Genomic DNA, 19090 nt, shown 5'->3' with positions numbered 1-19090 from the left:
GAGTAGCCGCGTGGGCGGCGTATCGAAGGCGCTCCAACCGCCGCACGTTCCTCCCTCCACAAGAAGAACGCCCGACGATGCGCATCGGCCACGGCTTCGTGTCCGGCTCGCGCTTCGAGGCGCACACCATCATGACACCAGCCATCCAGTTCCTACGCGGGCTCCTCGCGACCTGGCTTTGCGTCCACGCCCTGACGGCGGGCGCGGCCATCGCACCGGACCTGCTCAAGCCCCTTGGCGGAGACGACCCCGACGCGCGCATCGCCGCCGTCAACCAGATTGCGGCGCTGGCCAACGACGACGCCCTCAAGATTCTCAATGCCTTGAACAGCGACGCGCTCTATGTCACCCCTGCCGGTGACGTGCTCATCGTCGATGATGCCGGCAAGGCCTTCAACCCGGCCACCGACCAGACCGGCCCGGCACCCGATGATGCAGAGGGCATCACCGTCAACAACCGCCTGCGTGGCGCCGTCGACGGCGCCCTGTCGGGCTTGAAGCTGCTCTCGCCGCAACGCGACCAGCGCCTGGCCGCCGCCAGCGAGCTCCTGAAGAATGCCGACCCGGCGCAGATCCCGCTGATCGAAAAGGCGCTGGCCAAGGAGAGCGATCCCCAGATCAAGGACGTGCTGCTGCAGGTGCAGGCCACTGCCAACCTGCATGCCACCGACCCGGCCGCGCGCCGTGCTGCGGTGAAGACGCTGGCCGAGACCACCAATGCCTCACTGAAGCCGGCGCTGGAAAACATGCTGGCCAAGAATCCGGATGGCTCCTATGTCGAACCCGATGAAGGCGTGCGGGTGGAAGCCGTGCGCACCCTGTCGGCGCTGGACCGCCACCTGGCCATCGTGGACTTCGCCGGCAAGCTGTTCTATGGCGTCTCACTGGGCAGCGTACTGCTGCTGGCCGCGCTGGGCCTGGCCATTACCTTTGGCCTGATGGGCATCATCAACATGGCCCATGGTGAATTGCTGATGATCGGCGCCTATACCACCTATGTGTGCCAGCTGGTGTTCCGCAAGTTCTTCCCGGGCGCCATCGATGCCTATCTGGTGGTGGCCCTGCCGGCGGCCTTCATCGTCGCCGCGGCCGTCGGTATCGCGCTGGAACGGCTGGTGATCCGCTGGCTCTACGGCCGTCCGCTGGAGACCCTGCTCTGCACCTGGGGCATCAGCCTGATGTTGATGCAAGGCGTGCGCTCCATCTTCGGCGCCCAGAACGTGGAAGTGGCCAACCCGAGCTGGATGTCGGGCGGGGTCACCGTGTTGGGCTCGCTGGTACTGTCCTATAACCGCATCGTGATCGTGTTCTTTGCGCTGTTCGTAGTGTTTGCGGTGTGGCTGATCCTGAACAAGACCCGCCTGGGCCTGTTCGTGCGCGCCGTCACGCAGAACCGCCGTATGGCCGATTGCGTGGGCGTGTCCACCGGCAAGATCGACATGATGACCTTCGGCCTGGGCTGCGGCATCGCCGGTCTCGGTGGCGTGGCGCTCTCGCAGCTGGGCAACGTCGGCCCCGACCTGGGCCAGGGCTATATCGTGGACTCCTTCATGGTGGTGGTGCTGGGTGGCGTGGGCCAACTGGCCGGTACCGTGATCGCCGCCTTCGGCCTGGGCGAAGTCAACAAGTTCCTGGAGCCGATGGCCGGCGCCGTGCTGGCCAAGATCGCCATCCTGGTCTTCATCATCGTATTCATCCAGAAGCGTCCGCAAGGTCTCTTCGCACTCAAGGGAAGGAGCGTCGAATGAGCACTATGATCATGCGCCCCTCGCTGTTCAATCGCCCGGCCTGGGCCGGGATCGTCATCTGCACCGTGGTATTGGCGCTGCTGCCGATCTGCAACCTGCTGTTCCCGGCGGACAGCAGCCTGCACGTGTCGTCCTATACCATCGCGCTGGTCGGCAAGTTCATGTGCTACGCCATGGCGGCGCTGGCGCTGGACCTGGTCTGGGGTTACACCGGCATCCTGTCGCTGGGCCATGGCGTGTTCTTCGCGCTGGGTGGTTACGCGCATGGCATGTACCTGATGCGCGCCATCGGCCGTGACGGCGTCTATCAAAGCGACCTGCCGGACTTCATGGTGTTCCTGAACTGGAAGGCCTATCCCTGGTACTGGTGGATGACGGACCATTTCTGGTTCTCCATGCTGCTGGTGGTGCTGGTGCCGGGTCTGCTGGCCTTCGTGTTCGGGTACTTCGCGTTCCGCTCGCGTATCAAGGGGGTGTATTTCTCCATCATCACGCAGGCCATGACCTTCGCCTTCATGTTGCTATTCTTCCGCAACGATACCGGCTTCGGCGGCAACAACGGCTTTACCGACTTCAAGCGCATCCTGGGCTTCACCATTACCGCACCGTCCACCAAGGCAGTGCTGTACCTGGTGACGCTGGCACTGCTGGTGGGCGCACTGCTGGTCTGCCGCATGATCGTCACCTCCAAGCTGGGCCGGGTGCTGCAGGGCGTGCGCGATTCCGAATCGCGCCTCATGTTCATCGGCTACAACCCGCTGTGGTTCAAGCTCTTCGTGTGGACGCTGTCGGCCGTGATCTGCGGTATCGCCGGTGCGCTGTATGTGCCGCAGGTGGGCATCATCAATCCGTCCGAAATGTCGCCGGCCAACTCCATCGAGATGGTGATCTGGGCCGCCGTCGGTGGCCGCGGCACGCTGATCGGCCCCATCATCGGCGCCTTCACCGTCAATGGCCTGAAGAGCTGGTTCACCGCGGCCTTCCCCGACCTGTGGCTGTATGCACTGGGCCTGATCTTCATCCTGGTGACGCTGTTCCTGCCGCAGGGCATCCTGGGACTGGTACAGAAACTCAAGAAACGCGCTGCCTCGGCGGCTGAAGCGAGCGCATCCAAGGAGGCCGCATGAGCGCCATCGAACCTGGCAAGAGCATGGGCAAAAACGCCGTCGCCATCGGCGGCCTGGGCGGCAATGTCGATACGCCGCGCGCCGACCATGGCACGTCCTACGATCGCATCAAACCCGAGGGCGTCGATACCACCCACGGGGCCATCCTCTACCTGGAAAACATCACGGTGTCCTTTGACGGCTTCAAGGCCATCAACAACCTGAACCTGGATATCTCGGTGGGCGAGCTGCGCTGCATCATCGGTCCCAACGGCGCGGGCAAGACCACGATGATGGATGTCATCACCGGCAAGACCCGGCCCACCGCCGGCACCGCCTTCTTCGGCCAGACCATCGACCTGACCAAGATGACCGAGTATGAAATCGCGCACGCCGGCATCGGCCGCAAGTTCCAGCGTCCTACCGTGTTCGAGCAGCACACCGTGTTCGAGAATCTGGAACTGGCGATGAAGATGGACAAGCGCGTCAAGACCACGCTCTTTGCGCGCCTGTCGTCGGAACAGATCGGCAAGATCGAGGAGATTCTCAAGCTGATCCGTCTGAACGGCCAGGAACATCGCATCGCCGGCCTGCTCTCGCACGGCCAGAAGCAGTGGCTGGAGATCGGTATGCTGCTGATGCAGGAGCCGCAGCTGCTGTTGCTGGATGAACCGGTGGCCGGCATGTCCGACGCCGAGACAGCGCGCACGGCAGAGCTCTTGAACGAGCTGCGCGGCAAGCATTCCATCATGGTGGTGGAACACGACATGGGCTTCGTCGAAGAGATTGCCCAGGGTGGCAAGGTGACCGTGCTGCACGAGGGATCGGTACTGGCCGAGGGCAATATGCGCCAGGTGCAATCCAACGAGCGCGTCATCGAAGTCTACCTGGGACGATAAGAGCGGAGACCATCATCCATGCTGCAAGTCAATGAACTGAACCAGTACTATGGCGCCGCGCATACGCTGCGCGGGGTCTCCCTCGATGTGCAGAAGGGAAAGGTATTGTCCCTGCTGGGCCGCAATGGCGTGGGCAAGACCACGCTGCTGAAATGCCTGATGGGCGTGCTGCCGGTGGCCAAGGGTAATGTCATGTTCGAGGGCCACGACATCACCAAGTTGAAGCCCCACCAGCGCGCCCGGCTGGGCATCGCCTATGTGCCACAGGGGCGCGAAATCTTCGCGCGCCTGACGGTGGAAGAGAACATGCTCATGGGCATGGCCACGCTGTCGGGTCGCCGTGCCTCTACCATCAAGGGCGAGGTCTATGAACTCTTTCCTGTCTTGAAGGAAATGCTGCACCGTCGTGGCGGTGACCTCTCCGGCGGCCAGCAACAGCAACTGGCGATTGCCCGGGCGCTGTTGGCCGAGCCCAAGCTGATCATCCTGGATGAACCGACCGAGGGCATCCAGCCCTCCATCATCAAGGACATCGGCCGCGTCATCAGCCTGCTGCGCCAGCGCGGTGATATCGGCATCCTGCTGTGCGAGCAGTATTTCGATTTCGCCCGCGAACTGGCCGATACCTTCGTCGTCATGTCGCGTGGCGAGGTGGTCGCGGCCGGTACGCAGGACCAGATGGATGGTGATGATGTGAGGAAGCATCTGGCGGTCTGAAGTGCCTCAGCTGTCTGAGAAGCCCCGTCCACCAGATACCGTTCGGACTGAGTAGCCGCAAAGCGGCGTATCGAAGGCGCGCCCGCGTTGACAAGCAGGTCAGCGCCTTCGATACGACCCTGCGGGTCTACTCAGTCCGAACGGGGAGCGAAGCACGAGACGAGGCTGCGCATTTGCGGCGGGTCTGCTATAAAGTCGCATGTTCGCGGCCGGCAGACCCGGCGCACGCTGCCCACCACGCAATGAAGAACCAGGTATGAAACGACTCCCCGGCCATCCGGAACCCGCCAGCATGCCGGCCCCTGCGACCCCGGGCGCGCCCCTGCGGCATGCGCCGGACCAGGCACGCCTGACGCTGGGCTTTGCCGACGATGGCGGCACTACGCGCCTGCTGCGACGCCAGCACTTCGGCCCCTTGCGCGTGCAGAAACCGCTCTACCCCGAAGACCCTTCCATCTGCCATGCCATCATCGTCCATCCCCCGGGCGGGATCGTGGGCGGCGACCAGCTCTCCATCACGGCCGAGGTGGGCGAACGCGCCCATGCCCTGCTGACCACGCCGGGTGCGGGAAAATGGTATCGCGCCAACGGCCAGCATTCGCGCCAGGTGGTGCGCCTGGACGCCGGCGCAGGTGCGAAGCTGGAATGGTTGCCGCAGGAAACCATCTTCTTCGATGGCGCCGATGTGCGCATGGAACACGAGGTGACGCTGGCGGCCGACGCCGCTTACCTGGGTGCGGAGATTCTCTGCTTTGGTCGCACCGCCTCCGGCGAAACCTTCACCACCGGCGCGGTGAGCCAGCGCACCAGCATTCGCCGTGGCGGCAAGCTGGTCTGGTTCGAGCAGGGCCGCCTGCAGGCTGAGGCGGGCGCCATGCAGGGACCGCTGGCACTGGACGGACAGACCATCTGCGGTACCCTGATCGCCGTGGGTGATGGCATGGATGCCGCCCTGCTGGGCCGCCTGCGCGAGACCATCGGTGCGCTGCAACTGGAAGGGCGCAGCGGCGCCACCCTGATGAAGCAGGTGCTGATCGCCCGCTACATGGGCCAATCCAGCCTGGTGGCGCGGCAATGGCTGCATACGGCCTGGCAGATGCTCAGGCCTGCGGTCACGGGCAAGCAGGCGGCGATCCCGCGCATCTGGAATACCTGAGCGACACAAGAAAACCGAATCAAGCGAAGTCCCAGCAAGTGATAGAAACTGAAGGCCGCCAGCCGGCCGGGAGCCAACATGGAACTGACACCAAGAGAAAAAGACAAGCTGTTGATCTTCACCGCCGCGCTGCTGGCCGAACGCCGCAAGGCGCGTGGCCTGAAGCTCAACTATCCGGAAGCGGTGGCCCTGATCACGGCCGCCATCATGGAAGGCGCACGCGACGGCAAGACCGTGGCCGAGCTGATGTCCGAGGGCACCACCATCCTGACCCGCAACGATGTGATGGAAGGCGTGCCGGAGATGATCCCCGACATCCAGGTCGAAGCCACCTTCCCCGACGGCAGCAAGCTGGTCACCGTCCACCATCCGATTCCTTGAGGAGCGCGTCATGATTCCAGGCGAAATGCTGGTCGAACCCGGCGACATCGAACTCAATACCGGCCGCCCCACGGCCACCGTGACGGTGGCCAACAGCGGCGACCGGCCCATCCAGGTGGGTTCCCACTTCCATTTCTACGAGACCAATCCGGCGCTGCGCTTCGAGCGCTCCGTGGCCTATGGCATGCGCCTGAACATCGCCGCCGGCACGGCAGTGCGTTTCGAGCCGGGCCAGGAGCGCACGGTGGAACTGGTGGCGCTGGCGGGGGACCGCCGCGTCTATGGTTTCAATGCACTGGTGATGGGCAAGCTGAAAGCCAATGTCGGCACGGAGAAGAAGGGGCAGACCAAATGAGCAAGATTTCCCGCTCGGCCTATGCCGAGATGTTCGGCCCCACCGTCGGCGACCGCGTGCGCCTGGCCGATACCGCGCTGTTCCTGGAGGTGGAGAAGGACTATACAGTCTACGGCGAGGAAGTGAAATTCGGCGGCGGCAAGGTGATCCGCGATGGCATGGGCCAGTCGCAGCGCGCCCACGCCGACGTGATGGACACCGTCATCACCAATGCGCTCATCGTGGACCACTGGGGCATCGTCAAGGCTGACATCGGCATCAAGTCGGGCAAGATCGCCGGCATCGGCAAGGCCGGCAATCCGGACATCCAGCCCGGCGTGACCATGGCCATCGGCGGCGCGACCGAAATCATTGCGGGCGAAGGCATGATCGTCACCGCCGGCGGCATCGACAGCCACATCCACTTCATCTGCCCGCAGCAGATTGAGGAAGCGCTGATGAGCGGCGTGACCACCATGCTGGGCGGCGGCACCGGTCCGGCCGTCGGCACGGCGGCGACCACCTGCACGCCCGGCCCCTGGCACATCCATTCGATGCTGGCAGCCGCCGATGCCTTCCCGATGAATCTGGGCTTCCTCGGCAAGGGCAACGTCAGCCTGCCGCTGCCGCTGGAGGAACAGATCCGCGCCGGTGCCATCGGCCTGAAACTGCACGAGGACTGGGGCTCCACGCCGGCCGCCATCGACAACTGTCTGACGGTGGCCGACCGCATGGATATCCAGGTGGCCATCCACACCGATACCCTGAACGAAGGTGGCTTCCTGGAGCACACCCTGGCGGCCTTCAAGGACCGTACCATCCACACCTTCCACACCGAAGGCGCGGGTGGTGGTCACGCACCGGACATCATTGCGGCCGTGGGCGAAGGCAACGTGCTGCCGTCCTCCACCAACCCGACGCGCCCGTTCACGGTCAATACGCTGGACGAGCACCTGGACATGCTGATGGTCTGCCATCACCTGGACCCGGCCATTGCCGAGGATATCGCCTTCGCCGAATCGCGCATCCGCCGCGAGACGATTGCGGCCGAGGATATCCTGCATGACATCGGCGCGATCTCGATGATGTCTTCCGACTCGCAGGCCATGGGCCGCGTGGGCGAGGTGATCCTGCGCACCTGGCAGACCGCGCACAAGATGAAGGTGCAGCGCGGTTCGCTGAAGGAAGATACGTCGCGCAACGACAACTTCCGCATCAAGCGCTACATCGCCAAGTACACCATCAACCCGGCCATCACCCACGGCATCTCGCACGTGGTGGGGTCGCTGGAGGTGGGCAAGATCGCCGACATCGTGCTGTGGAAGCCAGCCTTCTTCGGCGCCAAGCCCTCTATGATCCTGAAGAGCGGCATGATCGCGGCGGCCCAGATGGGTGACCCGAATGCCTCCATCCCGACGCCGCAGCCGGTGCATTACCGGATGATGTTCGGCGCCTATGGCGGTGGCCTGAAGACGTCCATGACCTTCGTTTCGCAGGCCGCCTTCGACGCCGGTATCGGCGAGCAACTGAAGCTCAACAAGCCGGTAGTGGCGGTGAAGAACATGCGTAACCTGCGCAAGCGCGACATGATCCACAACGGCGCCACACCGAAGATGGAAGTCGATTCCGAGACCTATGAAGTGCGCGCCGATGGCGAGCTGCTGGTGTGCGAGCCGGCGGTGTCGCTGCCACTGGCGCAGCGTTATTTCCTGTTCTGATTTCTTTAGAATTTTTCATGCTGACTCTCAATACCAAGATAGACCAGGCCGCGCAGATCGACGGTGAACTGGAACTGCCCTACGACCAGCGCGAGAAAAGCCGCCTGCGCGCCACGCTACGCTCGGGCGAGGATGTGGCGGTGTTCACCGTGCGCGGTACCGTGCTGCGCGATGGCGACCTGCTGCGCGGCGACGATGGCCGCGTAGTGAAGATCATCGCCAAGGCCGAGGCCACCTACCGGGTCGATGCGGCCGACGCGCACCTGCTGCTGCGCTGCGCCTTCCACCTCGGCAATCGTCACACCCAGGCGCATATCGGCCATACGGGTGGCGTGGGCTTCCTGCGCATCCGCAAGGACCCGGTGCTCAAGGAAATGCTGGAGGGGCTCGGCGCACGCGTGTCGGAAGAAGAAGCCGCCTTCGAACCGGAAGCCGGGGCCTATGGCGGTGGTCATCACCATCATGGTGACGACCATCATCACAATCCGCTGGCGCCGATTCCGCTGCGTCAGAAGATCCACCGGCCCAGCGACAAGAAGGACGAGGGCTGATCCATGCACGCCAGCGCCTTGCTGCATCTGCTGCAACTGAGCAGCCCGTCCCTGCCGATCGGTGCCTACAGCTATTCGCAAGGGCTGGAGGCGGCCATCGAGAATGGGCGGGTCAACAGCGAAGCGGCGGCACGCGACTGGATCGGCCATGCGCTGCATGAGGTGGTGGCACGCTTCGAGGCGCCTATCTTTGCGCGACTGGTGGCAGCCTTTGAATCTCGCGATGCCGAGGCGGTCACGCGCTGGACCGAGCGCTTCGTGGCGGCGCGCGATACCTCGGAGTTCCGCGCCGAGACCATCCAGATGGGTTATTCGCTGGGCAAGCTGGTCGCCGACCTGAAGCTGGGCGACGCCGGGCTGCTGGCGCTGTTGCAGGCACAGCCGGAAGTGCCGCTGCCTACCGCACTGGCCTTTGCCACGGTGGCGCTGCAGGTGCCACGGGAGGCGGCGGTGCTGGGCATGCTCTTCGCCTGGGCCGAGAACCAGGTGCTGGCCTGCGTGAAGACGGTGCCGCTGGGGCAGGTGGCGGGGCAGCGCATCTTGCTGTCGTTGCAGCCGGAGCTGGAGCAGGCGGCCGCGACCGCGCTGACGCTGGAGGACGATGATCTGTGCAACTGGGCGCCGGGACTGTCGCTGCTGTCGATGCAGCATGAGGTGCAGTACAGCCGCATCTATCGCTCCTGATCATTTATATCATTAACGTAGCTACACGAACCAAGAGACAACCATGAGCAATTCCACTTCCAATCCGCTGCGCGTGGGCATCGGCGGCCCGGTCGGTTCCGGCAAGACGGCGCTGTGCGAAATGCTGTGCAAGCGCATGCGCGACCATTACGACATGGCCGTCATCACCAATGACATCTACACCAAGGAAGACATGGAGATCCTGCTGCGCGCCGATGCGCTGCCGGCCGATCGCCTGATGGGGGTGGAGACCGGTGGCTGCCCGCACACGGCCATCCGCGAGGATGCCTCGATCAACCTGGAGGCGATCGCCCGCATGAGCGCTGACTTCCCCGACCTGGACCTGATCCTGGTGGAGTCCGGTGGCGACAACCTGGCGGCCACTTTCAGCCCCGAGCTGTCGGACCTGACCATCTACGTCATCGACGTGGCCGGTGGCGAGAAGATCCCGCGCAAGGGCGGACCCGGCATCACCCGCTCCGACCTGCTGATCATCAACAAGACCGACCTGGCACCCTATGTGGGCGCAAATCTCGATATCATGGCGGCCGATGCCAAGCGCATGCGTGGCGAACGCCCCTTCGTGTTCACCAACCTGCGCAGTGGCGATGGGGTGGAGAAGGTGATCGAGTACATCCGCAAGCAGGGCTTGCTGGACCAGAAGCCAGTTCAATGAACGCGGCTTGAATCAATGACTACCGTTCGGACTGAGTAGGCCCGACAGGGCCGTATCGAAGACGTTACGACCGAGCGCCTTCGATACGCGACAGAGCCGCTACTCAGTCCGAACGGATAGCGCATCGTATCGACTGTGCGACGCTGCCCCTACAACTTAGACCCGCCTGTCATTTTTTGCAGAATCTGCCCAAGGAGAAATCATGTTTGCACTCACCACCAAGACCCGCGCCCGCCTGGGCGTGCTGGCCGTCACCGCACTGGCGGCCGGCTCCGCGCTGGCTCACCCGGGCCATCCCGGTTCGACCATGGATGCCACGGCCAGCATGGCCGCCGGCTTCGCCCACCCGTTCTCGGGCGTGGATCACCTGCTGGCCATGCTGGCCGTGGGCCTGTGGGCGGCACAAAGCAAGCAGCGTGCCCTGTGGGTGCTGCCGCTGGCCTTCCCGCTGATGATGGTGGTGGGTGCGCTGCTGGCCTTCACTGGCCTGCAGGTGCCGGCCGTGGAAACGGGGATTGCTGCTTCGGTGGCGGTGCTGGGTCTGCTGATCGCGTTTGCGGTACGCATGCCGCTGTGGGGCAGCACGCTGGTGGTATCGCTGTTCGCCATGTTCCATGGCTATGCCCACGGTGCAGAACTGCCGCACGGTAGCTCGGCCGCCCTGTATGGCGCCGGCTTCATTGCCGCGACCGCGCTGCTGCATGCGGCCGGTCTGGGTATCGGCCTGGTGGCCGGCCAGAAGATGGCCGACCGCGTGGTGCGCATCGGCGGCGTGGGTATCGCCGCCGTGGGTGCCTACCTGCTGGCGGCCTGAAGCGCTTGTTCTGCCTCCGGCTGGCCGCCGCGCGCGGCCAGCCAGGCGTCCAGCACGGCCTCGCTGCCCTTGGGGAAATGCAGGCCGAGCTTGGAACGCCGCCACAGGATGTCGGCTGCGCTGGTGGCCCATTCGTGGCGCAACAGATAGTCCACCTCGGCGGCGTACAGCCCGCCCAGAATCTCTTCTCCCATCTCTTCCAAGCTCTTCTTTCCTTCCAGCAGCCCATGCGTGCGGCTGCCGTAGGCGCGCGCGTATCGCTGCAATAGTGATGCCGGCAGCCAGTGGTACTGCTGCTGCAGACTTGAAACGTATTGATCGAACTCGCGCACAGAACGGTTGGCCGGCTTCGTGCCGAACAGGTCGCCGCCCGGCAGGCAGCCGCCCTCGGTCCAGGCGCCGCGCTGGTTGCCCAGTGTGGGGGCGATCATGTCCACCGCCTCCTCAGCCAGCTTGCGGAAGGTGGTGATCTTGCCGCCGAAGACGGAGAGCAGCGGGGCGCCCTGGGTGTTCAGGTCGAGCTGGTAGTCGCGGGTGACGGCCGAGGCGTCGGCGGCGGCATCCTCCAGCAATGGACGCACGCCGGAGTAGGACCAGACCACGTCGGCCGGGGTAATGGGCTGGTCGAAATAGCGATTGGCGAGCTGGCACAGATAGCCGATCTCGTCCTCGGAAATGGCGACGTTTTCCACCTTGCCTTTGTATTCGATATCGGTGGTGCCGATCAGGGTGAAGTCGCGTTCGTAGGGGATGGCGAAGACGATGCGGCCATCCGGATTCTGGAAGATGTAGGCATGATCGTGGTCGAACAGGCGCTTGACCACGATGTGGCTGCCCTTGACCAGACGTACCGATTTGCTGGAGTGCACGTGGGCTGCGTCGCCCAGGAACTGGGCCACCCAGGGACCGGCGGCGTTGACCACGCAACGTGCGCGCACCTGCATGGCATGACCATCGGCGCGCCGCAGCACGGCTTGCCAGCCCTGGTCCTGGCGGCTCAGGGATTCACAGCGGGTGCGGGTCATGATGTGGGCGCCTTTTTCGGCGGCGTCCATGGCGTTCAATACCACCAGGCGCGCGTCGTCCACCCAGCCATCGGAATAGACGAAGCCACGGGTGAACTGCGACTTCAGGGGCGCCCCCGAGGGGTGGCGGCGCAGGTCCAGCGCACGCGAGCCGGGCAGCAGTTCGCGCCGGGCCAGGTGGTCGTAGAGGAACATGCCCAGGCGGATCAGCCAGGCCGGGCGCTGGCCCTGGTCGTGCGGCATGACGAAGCGCAAGGGCCACATGATGTGGGGAGCGCTGCGCAGGAGCACTTCGCGTTCGATCAGGGCCTTGCGCACCAGGCCGAACTCGTAGTGCTCCAGGTAGCGCAGACCGCCGTGTATCAGTTTGCTGGAGGACGACGAGGTGTGCTGCGCTAGGTCGTGCTGCTCGCACAGCGCCACCGAGAGGCCGCGTCCGGCGGCGTCACGGGCGATACCGGCGCCGTTGATGCCGCCGCCGACCACCAGCAGGTCGTATTGCGGGGGATAGGTGATGCCTTCGGTGCCACGTGCTTTCATGCAGGCCTCGCTTCAGGATTAGAGAATGCGCTTGCGGATCTGGGTCACCACCACCTCGGTGACGATCACGATGGCGAAGATGGAGACCAGTACGGTGGCCACGCGCGGCCACTGGAACAGGTTCAGGGCAGTGTCCAGCACCATGCCCACGCCACCGGCGCCGACGATGCCCAGCACGGCCGATTCACGCACATTGATATCCCAGCGCAGCAGCACGATGGACATGAAGGCGGGCTTCAGCTGAGGCCAGTAGCCGTACCAGATTTCGGAGAACTTGCTGGCACCCGAGGCCTGCAGGGCTTCGATGGGACCACGCGGCATCTGCTCGATGGTTTCGCCGGCCATCTTGCCGACGAAGCCGATGGAGCGGAAGGCGATGGCCAGGGTACCCGCCAGCGGGCCAGGTCCGAAGATGGCCAGGAACAGCAGCGCCCAGACCAGCGAATTGACCGAGCGGCTGGCCACCAGCACGATGCGTGCGAACAGATTCAAGGCACGGTTGCGGGTCAGGTTGGGCGCGACCAGCAGACCGAAGGGAATGGCCAGGACGATGGAGAGCAGGGTGCCGAGGGTGGCGATGTGCAGGGTTTCGATCAGGCCGGCCTTCACGTCGGTGCCGAAGTATTCCCAGTCGACGGGCCACATGCGGGAGAGCATGTCGCTCATCTGTTCCGGTGCATCGTAGAGGAACTCGGGGATGATTTCGATATAGCGCAGCGACTGCACCACGGCCAGCGCAATGACCAGCCACACCGTGAAGCGCAGCACGCGCTGCAGCGGCGTGTGACGCTGCCATTCGCGCTCGGCCGGAGTGAGCGCGGCCGGGGGACGGGAGAGGACGGTATCAGACATTGAAGACCTTCTTGACCGAGTTCGCCAGCAGTTCGCCGACGACGATGATGGTGATGATGGTGACCAGGATGGTGAGCACGAAGTCGTAGTCGAAGCGCTGGAAGGCGGAGAACAGCACGCCGCCCACGCCACCGGCGCCGACGATACCGACCATGGTGGAGTTGCGCAGGTTGGAATCGAGCTGATAGGTGGAGAAACCGACGAAGCGCGACATCACCTGCGGCAGTACGCCGAACAGGATCACGTTCATGAAGGACGCACCGGTGGCGCGGATGGCTTCAACCTGCTTGATGGAGATTTCCTCGATGGCTTCGGCGAAGAGCTTGCCGATGAAACCGATGGACGCGACGATCAACGCCAGCACGCCGGCCAGGGCGCCAAAGCCGACCGCCTTGACGAACAGGATGGCCACGATCACCGGGTGCAGCGAACGGCAGACCGACACCAGTGCGCGTGCGGGCCAGGAGATCCATGCCGGCATCAGGTTGCGTGCCCCCATGAGGCCGATGGGCAGCGACAGCAGGATACCGAAGAGCGAGGCCAGCACGGCGATCTGCAGGGTTTCCTTGATGCCGCCCCAGAGGATGTCGCCCTTGGACAGGTCAGGCGGGAACATGCGGCCGAGGAACTTGGCGCCATTGCCCAGGCCGGACGAGAAGCGCTCCCAGGAGAATCCCAATTGGGTGGCGGCGTAGATCGCGTAGAGGGCGATCAGCCAGATCACCACGCGGGTGACCAGCTGCGGCTTGAAGGCCAGGCTCACGCGGGCGCCGGCGTTCTGTGGGGTGGGGGGAGTTGCGGTCGTCATGCCAGCCAGTCCTCGCCACCGTAGATTTGCTTGAGGAAGTCATCCGACAGGTTCTCGGCATTGCCGTCATAGATCACGTGGCCGCCGGACATGCCGATGATGCGGTCGGCGTAGCGCTTTGCCAGTTCGACATCATGGATGTTGACGATGACGGGGATCTTCTGGGCGCGACCTTGTTCCTTGAGCAGCGAGATGATCTCGAAGGAGGTCTTGGGGTCCAGCGAGGAGGTCGGCTCGTCGGCCAGCAGCAGGCGCGGGCGCTGCATCAGGGCGCGGGCGATGCCCACGCGCTGGCGCTGGCCACCGGAAAGCGCATCGGCGCGCTGGTTGGCGAAATTACCCAGGCCGACGGTATCCAGCAGCTCGAAGGCGTGGGCGATGTCTTCCTTGCTGAAGTTGCGGCGCCAGGCGGTGAACGCGTTGACGTAGCCCAGGCGTCCGCACAAGAGATTTTCCATCACGGACAGGCGCTCGACCAGGTTGTATTCCTGGAACACCATGCCGATGTGGCGGCGTTGCTCGCGCAGGGCGCGACCGCGCAGCTCGGCCAGGTTCACGCGCTTGCCTTCGCCTTCGAACCAGATCGCGCCGCGGCTGGGGTCGACCAGGCGGTTGATGCAGCGGATCAGGGTCGACTTGCCGGTGCCGGAAGGGCCGATGATGGCGACCAGGCCGGCATCGCCGATCTTCAGGTCGATGCCCTTGAGGATGGGATGGCCGGGCTTGTATTCCTTGACCAGGCCCTGGATTTCGATGGCGTGTGACATGGGAGGCGCTTTCTCTGGTGATGCGCGGCCATTCGCGGGATGCGAGGGGCCGCAGCCCGTGCGGTGGGCACGGGCCGTGTTGCTTGGTTCGGTGTAGGACGGGTACTGCGGCACCCGGGCCAGGACGGCCACGGGTGGGAGGCTCAGGCCACGTGCTTACTTCTTGCCGGCGTTCTGCTTGTCGTAGGCGGCGCGGTTGAAGGATTCACCTGCGGAATGGGCGACGAAGCGCACCATTTCGAAGTCCTTCTTGTAGTTGATCGGGTAGAAGCGATCGGAACCGGCGAAGGCCTTCTTCAGCTCATCGGTGAAGCGGTAGTCGTAGAAGCACTTGAGCATCTTGTCGCGGAAGTTCGGCTCCAGGTCATGCGCGTAGGCGAAGTCCTGGGTCGGGAATTTCTCGCTGTGCCAGATGACGCGGAAGTTCTCAGCCTTGATCACGCCGCGCTCGACCATGCGGTCGAAGACGTCGGAGGCGATGGCGGCTGCGTCGTAGTCACCCGAGTTCACGCCCAGGATGGACTGGTCGTGCTTGCCGGAGAAGATGACCTTGTAGTCCTTGTCCGGGGTCACGCCCAGCTTAGGGAACAGGGCCATCGGTGCCATGTGGCCGGAGTTGGAGGAGGGTGCGGTGTGCGCGACCTTCTTGCCCTTCAGATCGGTCATCTTCTGGATGGGGCTGTCCTTGCGCACGATCACGTTCAGGGTATAGCCCTGGTAGCCCTTGGCGTCGCCAATGACAGCGAACGGCACGGCGCCAGCGATGTTGACGGCGAAGTTGGTGGGGCCGGGCGAGAAGCCGCCGACGTGCAGGCGACCGGAGCGCATGGCTTCGATTTCAGCGGCATTGGACTGGACCTGGAAGAACACCACCTTCTTGGCGGTGCACTGCGACAGGTAGTCGGTGAAGGGCTTGAAGATCTTGTCGTAGACGGCCGGGTCTTCCACCGGGGTGAAGGTGAAGACCAGGGTATTGGGGTTCTTCAGCTTCTTGGGATCGGTGGGGGTGTCGGCCGTGAGGTCGTTATTGGCGTCGCAGTATTGCTGGTCGAGGTCACCGCGGTTGGTGCAGGTGTCCTGGGCGAAGGCGATGGCCGGTGCGGCCAGGGCGAGTGCCAACAGGGTCTTGATCAGACGCTGGGTCATGCTGTCTCCTAGAGATGGTTTTGGTCTTGGTGCCGGTCGCGACGGCTGACAAAATCAGGTGCTGGCCGGCGATGTGCGGGAGTGTAGGCGAGGGGCGCGGCTTTTACTACTGCGGGACCTTGCCAAAGCGGGGGTTTCCTTGCAGCTGCCTTTCCGGTGGCTTTCAATCTGCTTTCAAAGCCCATCCGCACAGGGCTCGCGCTGGGGGAGGTTTGGCGGTATAAAGGCGGCTTACCAACGATAACGATATGGGACATCATGCATATCCTGCTGGTGGAGGACGACATCGACATGTCGCGTGCGCTGCTCAGGGCGCTGGAGCGACGGGGTTTTCAGGTCACGCATTGCGGCGACGGCATCAGTGCGTTGTCGCACATCAAGGATGGGGTCGGCGACCTGGTGGTACTGGACCTCAACATTCCCGGGCTGGACGGCCTGCACCTGCTGCAGCGGATCCGCTCGCAGGATATCGGCACGCCGGTGATCGTGCTGACCGCGCGCGGCGCGGTGGGCGATCGCGTGGTGGGTCTGAACGCGGGCGCCGACGACTACCTGGCCAAGCCCTTCGATCTCGATGAACTGGATGCGCGCATCCGTGCCTTGCTGCGGCGGCGCACCAATGCCGATGATGGCGTGCAGCGTTGTGGCGGACTGCGCTTCGATCGTGGATCGGGAGCCTTCTATCGTGGTGACGATCCGCTGGAGTTGACGCCGCGCGAGCATACGCTGCTCAAGGCGCTGATTGCCAAGCCGGGACATGCGGTGACCAAGGAAAAGCTGTTCCGGCTGGTATTCCCGATGGAAGAGAATACGCAACTGGAGGCCATCGAAGTGGTGGTGCATCGGGTGCGCAAGAAGCTCATGGAGACCGGTGCGGAGATCATGACCTTGCGCGGTCTGGGTTATCTGTTGCGCGACAGGCAGCAGCAGGGCGGCGGGGACTGAGGACGTGGCGCATCTGTTTTCGCGGCGCCGCTCGGTGCGCGCCTATCTGCTGGCGTGGATCATCTCGCCGATCGCCCTGTTCATCATCATTGATTCCTTCTCGTTGTATCGCAATACGCTGGAGTCGGTGAACACGGCCTATGACCGCATGCTGATCGCCTCGGTACATTCCATCGGTGATCTGCTGCGTATCGAGAATGGCGAGCTGAAGGCCTCGCTACCGTATGCTGCGCTGGAAATCTACGAGGCGGATTATTCGAGCCGGATGATCTATCGCATCAATGACCTGGAAGGCAAGTTCTTCGACGGTGATGCTGACTTGCCATCCTATAAGGGCAAGGCGGACAAGGAAGCCATCTATCCGGCGTTGGCGCATATCTACGAAGATAATTACAACGGCGTCCCGGTGCGGGTGGCCGCACTGTTCCAGCCAGTAGTGACCAATGACCCGCGTGGCGCGGCCCTGGTGCAGGTGGCGGAGACCATGGAGAACCGCAGTGCATTGGCCCGCAAGATCTTCTGGGAAACGCTGATCCGACAGGCGGCCTTGCTGGTGGTGATCGTGTCGGTGACCCTGTATGTGGTGCGGCGTGCCTTGCAACCTGTGGATGCCTTGCGCCGTCAGCTGGATGAACGGCCTGCAGACGATCTGTCTCCGGTGGCGCCGCCGATGGCGCCGCGTGAGTTGCAGCCGTTCATCAATGCACTGAACCAGTTGATGGCGCGCTTGCGGCGCCTGCTGGACCACCAGCAGCGCTTTGTGGCGAATGCATCGCACCAGTTGCGTACTCCGCTGGCAGTATTGAAGACCCAGTTGCAGTCTGGCTTGCGCGGGGATGCACCGGCGCAGGAGATCCTGCAGGAGATGTCGGGAACGGTGGAGCGGGCGACCAACCTGGCCAACCAGTTGCTATCGTTGGCCAAGGTCGAGCAGATACGGGGACGGGGTGCGCAGGAGGTGTGTGATCTGGGCATGCTGGCGCGTGAGACGGCTGTGGACCTGTCGCCGCTGATTGCGGAGAAGGACCTGGACTTTGAGCTGGAAGCCGAGAAGATACTGGTGATGGGACATCCGTGGATGATCGGCGAGCTGATATCCAATCTCTTGCACAACGCCATACGGCATACGCCGGTGCGGGGACGGTTGGGGATTCGCATCAGCGCAAGGGACGAGGTGGCGGAGTTGCTGATCTGGGATAGCGGGGAGGGTATCGAAGCACCGGCCATGGAAAATGTCTTCAAGGCGTTTTCCTCGAATGGATCTTCGTCAGGTGGACTGGGACTGACGATCTGCGGTGAGATCGTGGACTCGATGCAGGCGACCATCAGCTTGCGCAATCGGATGGGCGATGCTGGCCAGGTCGAGGGGCTGGATGCGTTGGTGCATTTCAGAGCGGTGACTGGCTGAGTTTGAGAGGGCTGTGGAAAACTTAGATTTTTCCCCGCTCTGGGCTGCAAAGTGCTCTGGTTGCAGGTCGTTGTCGAAGATGCTGTGTATAAGTATTTCTCTTACCTGGGTTCTTGTGCCTGTTGTGGACAACTTGGCTGGAATCCAGTCTGGAGGCGGACTTGTGGATGGATCAACGTGATACTGTTGATCTGCTTATGCGTGTGAATTGTTAGAGATGCCGGTCATGCCGGCATTTTTATTGTCTTGCGAGATTAGGGGCTTGATGGGCGGGTGTTAGTAATGTCGGTGCTGTGGTCGTATAGGAAGACTATGCGAACGCTATTTATTTTTGCCTGTGCATAAGATGATCGAGCGGGCGTGCCAGATCATTCTGGCTGTGGATAGGACATCGACGCAGGTGCAACGGACGAGATGCTCGTCATCAATCACTGTGTATAAGTCTGATCGACCACGTTGGCCCTGGTTGTTGCGAACTGTGGAATAACTCAGCAGGAAGTCGCATCGGTGGGTTGATGGACGGGAAGCAAGCTTGGCTGCATGCTGATAGGATTGGGACATCGCCAGGGAGTGTTGGCGGTGATATCCCCAGTGCTTGTGGATGATATTTTGTCCCGCGCACTCGCGGTGTAGCGCAATGGGTAGGGCACTACTAACACAAAGGCATGGCCTCTTACAGCGCAACGCCAGCTGATCAGTAGGCGGTCGGCGGAGTGTCCGCGCCTTACCAGCTCTTCAATCCGCGTCACTGGAACCCCAGTCGAAGTCAGCCTAATGAGAGCAGGGAACGCGATGCTCATCAGCCCGGGCCTGTT

General features: G+C 63.3%; 19 protein-coding genes. 14 read left to right on the top strand and 5 right to left on the bottom strand.

What is annotated here, in order from left to right; translation table 11 throughout:
* The first annotated feature begins 131 nt into the window (after positions 1-131).
* From urtB to HWE04_RS15145, 12 genes are all read left to right on the top strand, one after another.
* Positions 132-1748 carry an urea ABC transporter permease subunit UrtB gene (urtB, locus tag HWE04_RS15200; RefSeq protein WP_102664178.1) on the top strand — a complete coding sequence of 539 codons (1617 nt, stop codon included), beginning with the start codon at positions 132-134 and terminating at the stop codon, positions 1746-1748.
* A complete protein-coding gene (gene urtC / locus HWE04_RS15195) occupies positions 1745-2875 on the top strand; it encodes an urea ABC transporter permease subunit UrtC (RefSeq protein WP_077237282.1) in 1131 nt (376 codons plus the stop codon). Before urtB ends, urtC begins: the two co-directional genes overlap by 4 nt.
* On the top strand, positions 2872-3753 hold the full coding sequence (urtD, locus tag HWE04_RS15190; protein WP_006464628.1) for an urea ABC transporter ATP-binding protein UrtD: 882 nt from the start codon (positions 2872-2874) through the stop codon (positions 3751-3753). Before urtC ends, urtD begins: the two co-directional genes overlap by 4 nt.
* Before the next feature lie 18 nt (positions 3754-3771).
* On the top strand, positions 3772-4470 hold the full coding sequence (gene urtE, locus HWE04_RS15185) for an urea ABC transporter ATP-binding subunit UrtE (RefSeq protein WP_241812907.1): 699 nt from the start codon (positions 3772-3774) through the stop codon (positions 4468-4470).
* Positions 4471-4726: 256 nt separating this feature from the next.
* Complete coding sequence (locus HWE04_RS15180; RefSeq protein ID WP_446719234.1) at positions 4727-5626, top strand: urease accessory protein UreD; 900 nt, start codon at positions 4727-4729, stop codon at positions 5624-5626.
* A 78-nt stretch (positions 5627-5704) separates the two neighbouring features.
* Positions 5705-6007: an urease subunit gamma gene (locus HWE04_RS15175; protein ID WP_017452803.1), complete on the top strand. Its 303-nt coding sequence runs from the start codon at positions 5705-5707 to the stop codon at positions 6005-6007.
* Between the two features lie 10 nt (positions 6008-6017).
* On the top strand, positions 6018-6362 hold the full coding sequence (locus HWE04_RS15170; protein ID WP_241812906.1) for an urease subunit beta: 345 nt from the start codon (positions 6018-6020) through the stop codon (positions 6360-6362).
* Positions 6359-8059: an urease subunit alpha gene (gene ureC / locus HWE04_RS15165; RefSeq protein ID WP_139972619.1), complete on the top strand. Its 1701-nt coding sequence runs from the start codon at positions 6359-6361 to the stop codon at positions 8057-8059. The genes HWE04_RS15170 and ureC overlap by 4 nt, the downstream gene beginning before the upstream one ends.
* Before the next feature lie 17 nt (positions 8060-8076).
* A complete protein-coding gene (ureE, locus tag HWE04_RS15160) occupies positions 8077-8610 on the top strand; it encodes an urease accessory protein UreE (RefSeq protein ID WP_241812905.1) in 534 nt (177 codons plus the stop codon).
* Between the two features lie 3 nt (positions 8611-8613).
* On the top strand, positions 8614-9294 hold the full coding sequence (locus tag HWE04_RS15155) for an urease accessory protein UreF (RefSeq protein ID WP_241812903.1): 681 nt from the start codon (positions 8614-8616) through the stop codon (positions 9292-9294).
* 43 nt (positions 9295-9337) lie between these two features.
* Complete coding sequence (gene ureG / locus HWE04_RS15150) at positions 9338-9970, top strand: urease accessory protein UreG (protein ID WP_006464636.1); 633 nt, start codon at positions 9338-9340, stop codon at positions 9968-9970.
* A gap of 202 nt (positions 9971-10172) precedes the next feature.
* Complete coding sequence (locus tag HWE04_RS15145) at positions 10173-10784, top strand: HupE/UreJ family protein (RefSeq protein ID WP_006464637.1); 612 nt, start codon at positions 10173-10175, stop codon at positions 10782-10784.
* On the opposite strand, the gene glpD is transcribed toward HWE04_RS15145, so the two are convergent.
* The 5 genes from glpD to phnD form a co-directional block, all read right to left on the bottom strand.
* Positions 10766-12349, bottom strand: a complete 1584-nt coding sequence (gene glpD, locus HWE04_RS15140; RefSeq protein WP_077237276.1) for a glycerol-3-phosphate dehydrogenase — start codon at positions 12347-12349, stop codon at positions 10766-10768. The genes HWE04_RS15145 and glpD overlap by 19 nt on opposite strands.
* A gap of 18 nt (positions 12350-12367) precedes the next feature.
* A complete protein-coding gene (gene phnE, locus HWE04_RS15135) occupies positions 12368-13201 on the bottom strand; it encodes a phosphonate ABC transporter, permease protein PhnE (protein WP_006464639.1) in 834 nt (277 codons plus the stop codon).
* A complete protein-coding gene (gene phnE / locus HWE04_RS15130; protein ID WP_006464640.1) occupies positions 13194-14009 on the bottom strand; it encodes a phosphonate ABC transporter, permease protein PhnE in 816 nt (271 codons plus the stop codon). Before phnE (HWE04_RS15130) ends, phnE (HWE04_RS15135) begins: the two co-directional genes overlap by 8 nt.
* Positions 14006-14776 carry a phosphonate ABC transporter ATP-binding protein gene (gene phnC / locus HWE04_RS15125; protein WP_006464641.1) on the bottom strand — a complete coding sequence of 257 codons (771 nt, stop codon included), beginning with the start codon at positions 14774-14776 and terminating at the stop codon, positions 14006-14008. The genes phnE (HWE04_RS15130) and phnC overlap by 4 nt, the downstream gene beginning before the upstream one ends.
* A 156-nt stretch (positions 14777-14932) precedes the next feature.
* A complete protein-coding gene (gene phnD / locus HWE04_RS15120) occupies positions 14933-15922 on the bottom strand; it encodes a phosphate/phosphite/phosphonate ABC transporter substrate-binding protein (protein ID WP_006464642.1) in 990 nt (329 codons plus the stop codon).
* Between the two features lie 258 nt (positions 15923-16180).
* On the opposite strand from phnD, the gene HWE04_RS15115 reads away from it, so the two are divergent.
* Both HWE04_RS15115 and HWE04_RS15110 read left to right on the top strand, forming a co-directional pair.
* On the top strand, positions 16181-16867 hold the full coding sequence (locus tag HWE04_RS15115; RefSeq protein ID WP_077237274.1) for a response regulator transcription factor: 687 nt from the start codon (positions 16181-16183) through the stop codon (positions 16865-16867).
* 4 nt (positions 16868-16871) lie between these two features.
* On the top strand, positions 16872-18275 hold the full coding sequence (locus HWE04_RS15110) for a sensor histidine kinase (protein WP_241812902.1): 1404 nt from the start codon (positions 16872-16874) through the stop codon (positions 18273-18275).
* Positions 18276-19090: the final 815 nt, after the last annotated feature.

The sequence above is a fragment of the Herbaspirillum sp. C7C2 genome, from assembly GCF_022627865.1.
Classification (GTDB): domain Bacteria; phylum Pseudomonadota; class Gammaproteobacteria; order Burkholderiales; family Burkholderiaceae_D; genus Herbaspirillum; species Herbaspirillum frisingense.
Note: the sequence above shows the minus strand (reverse complement) of the source record. Positions and strands in the feature narration are given on the sequence as shown.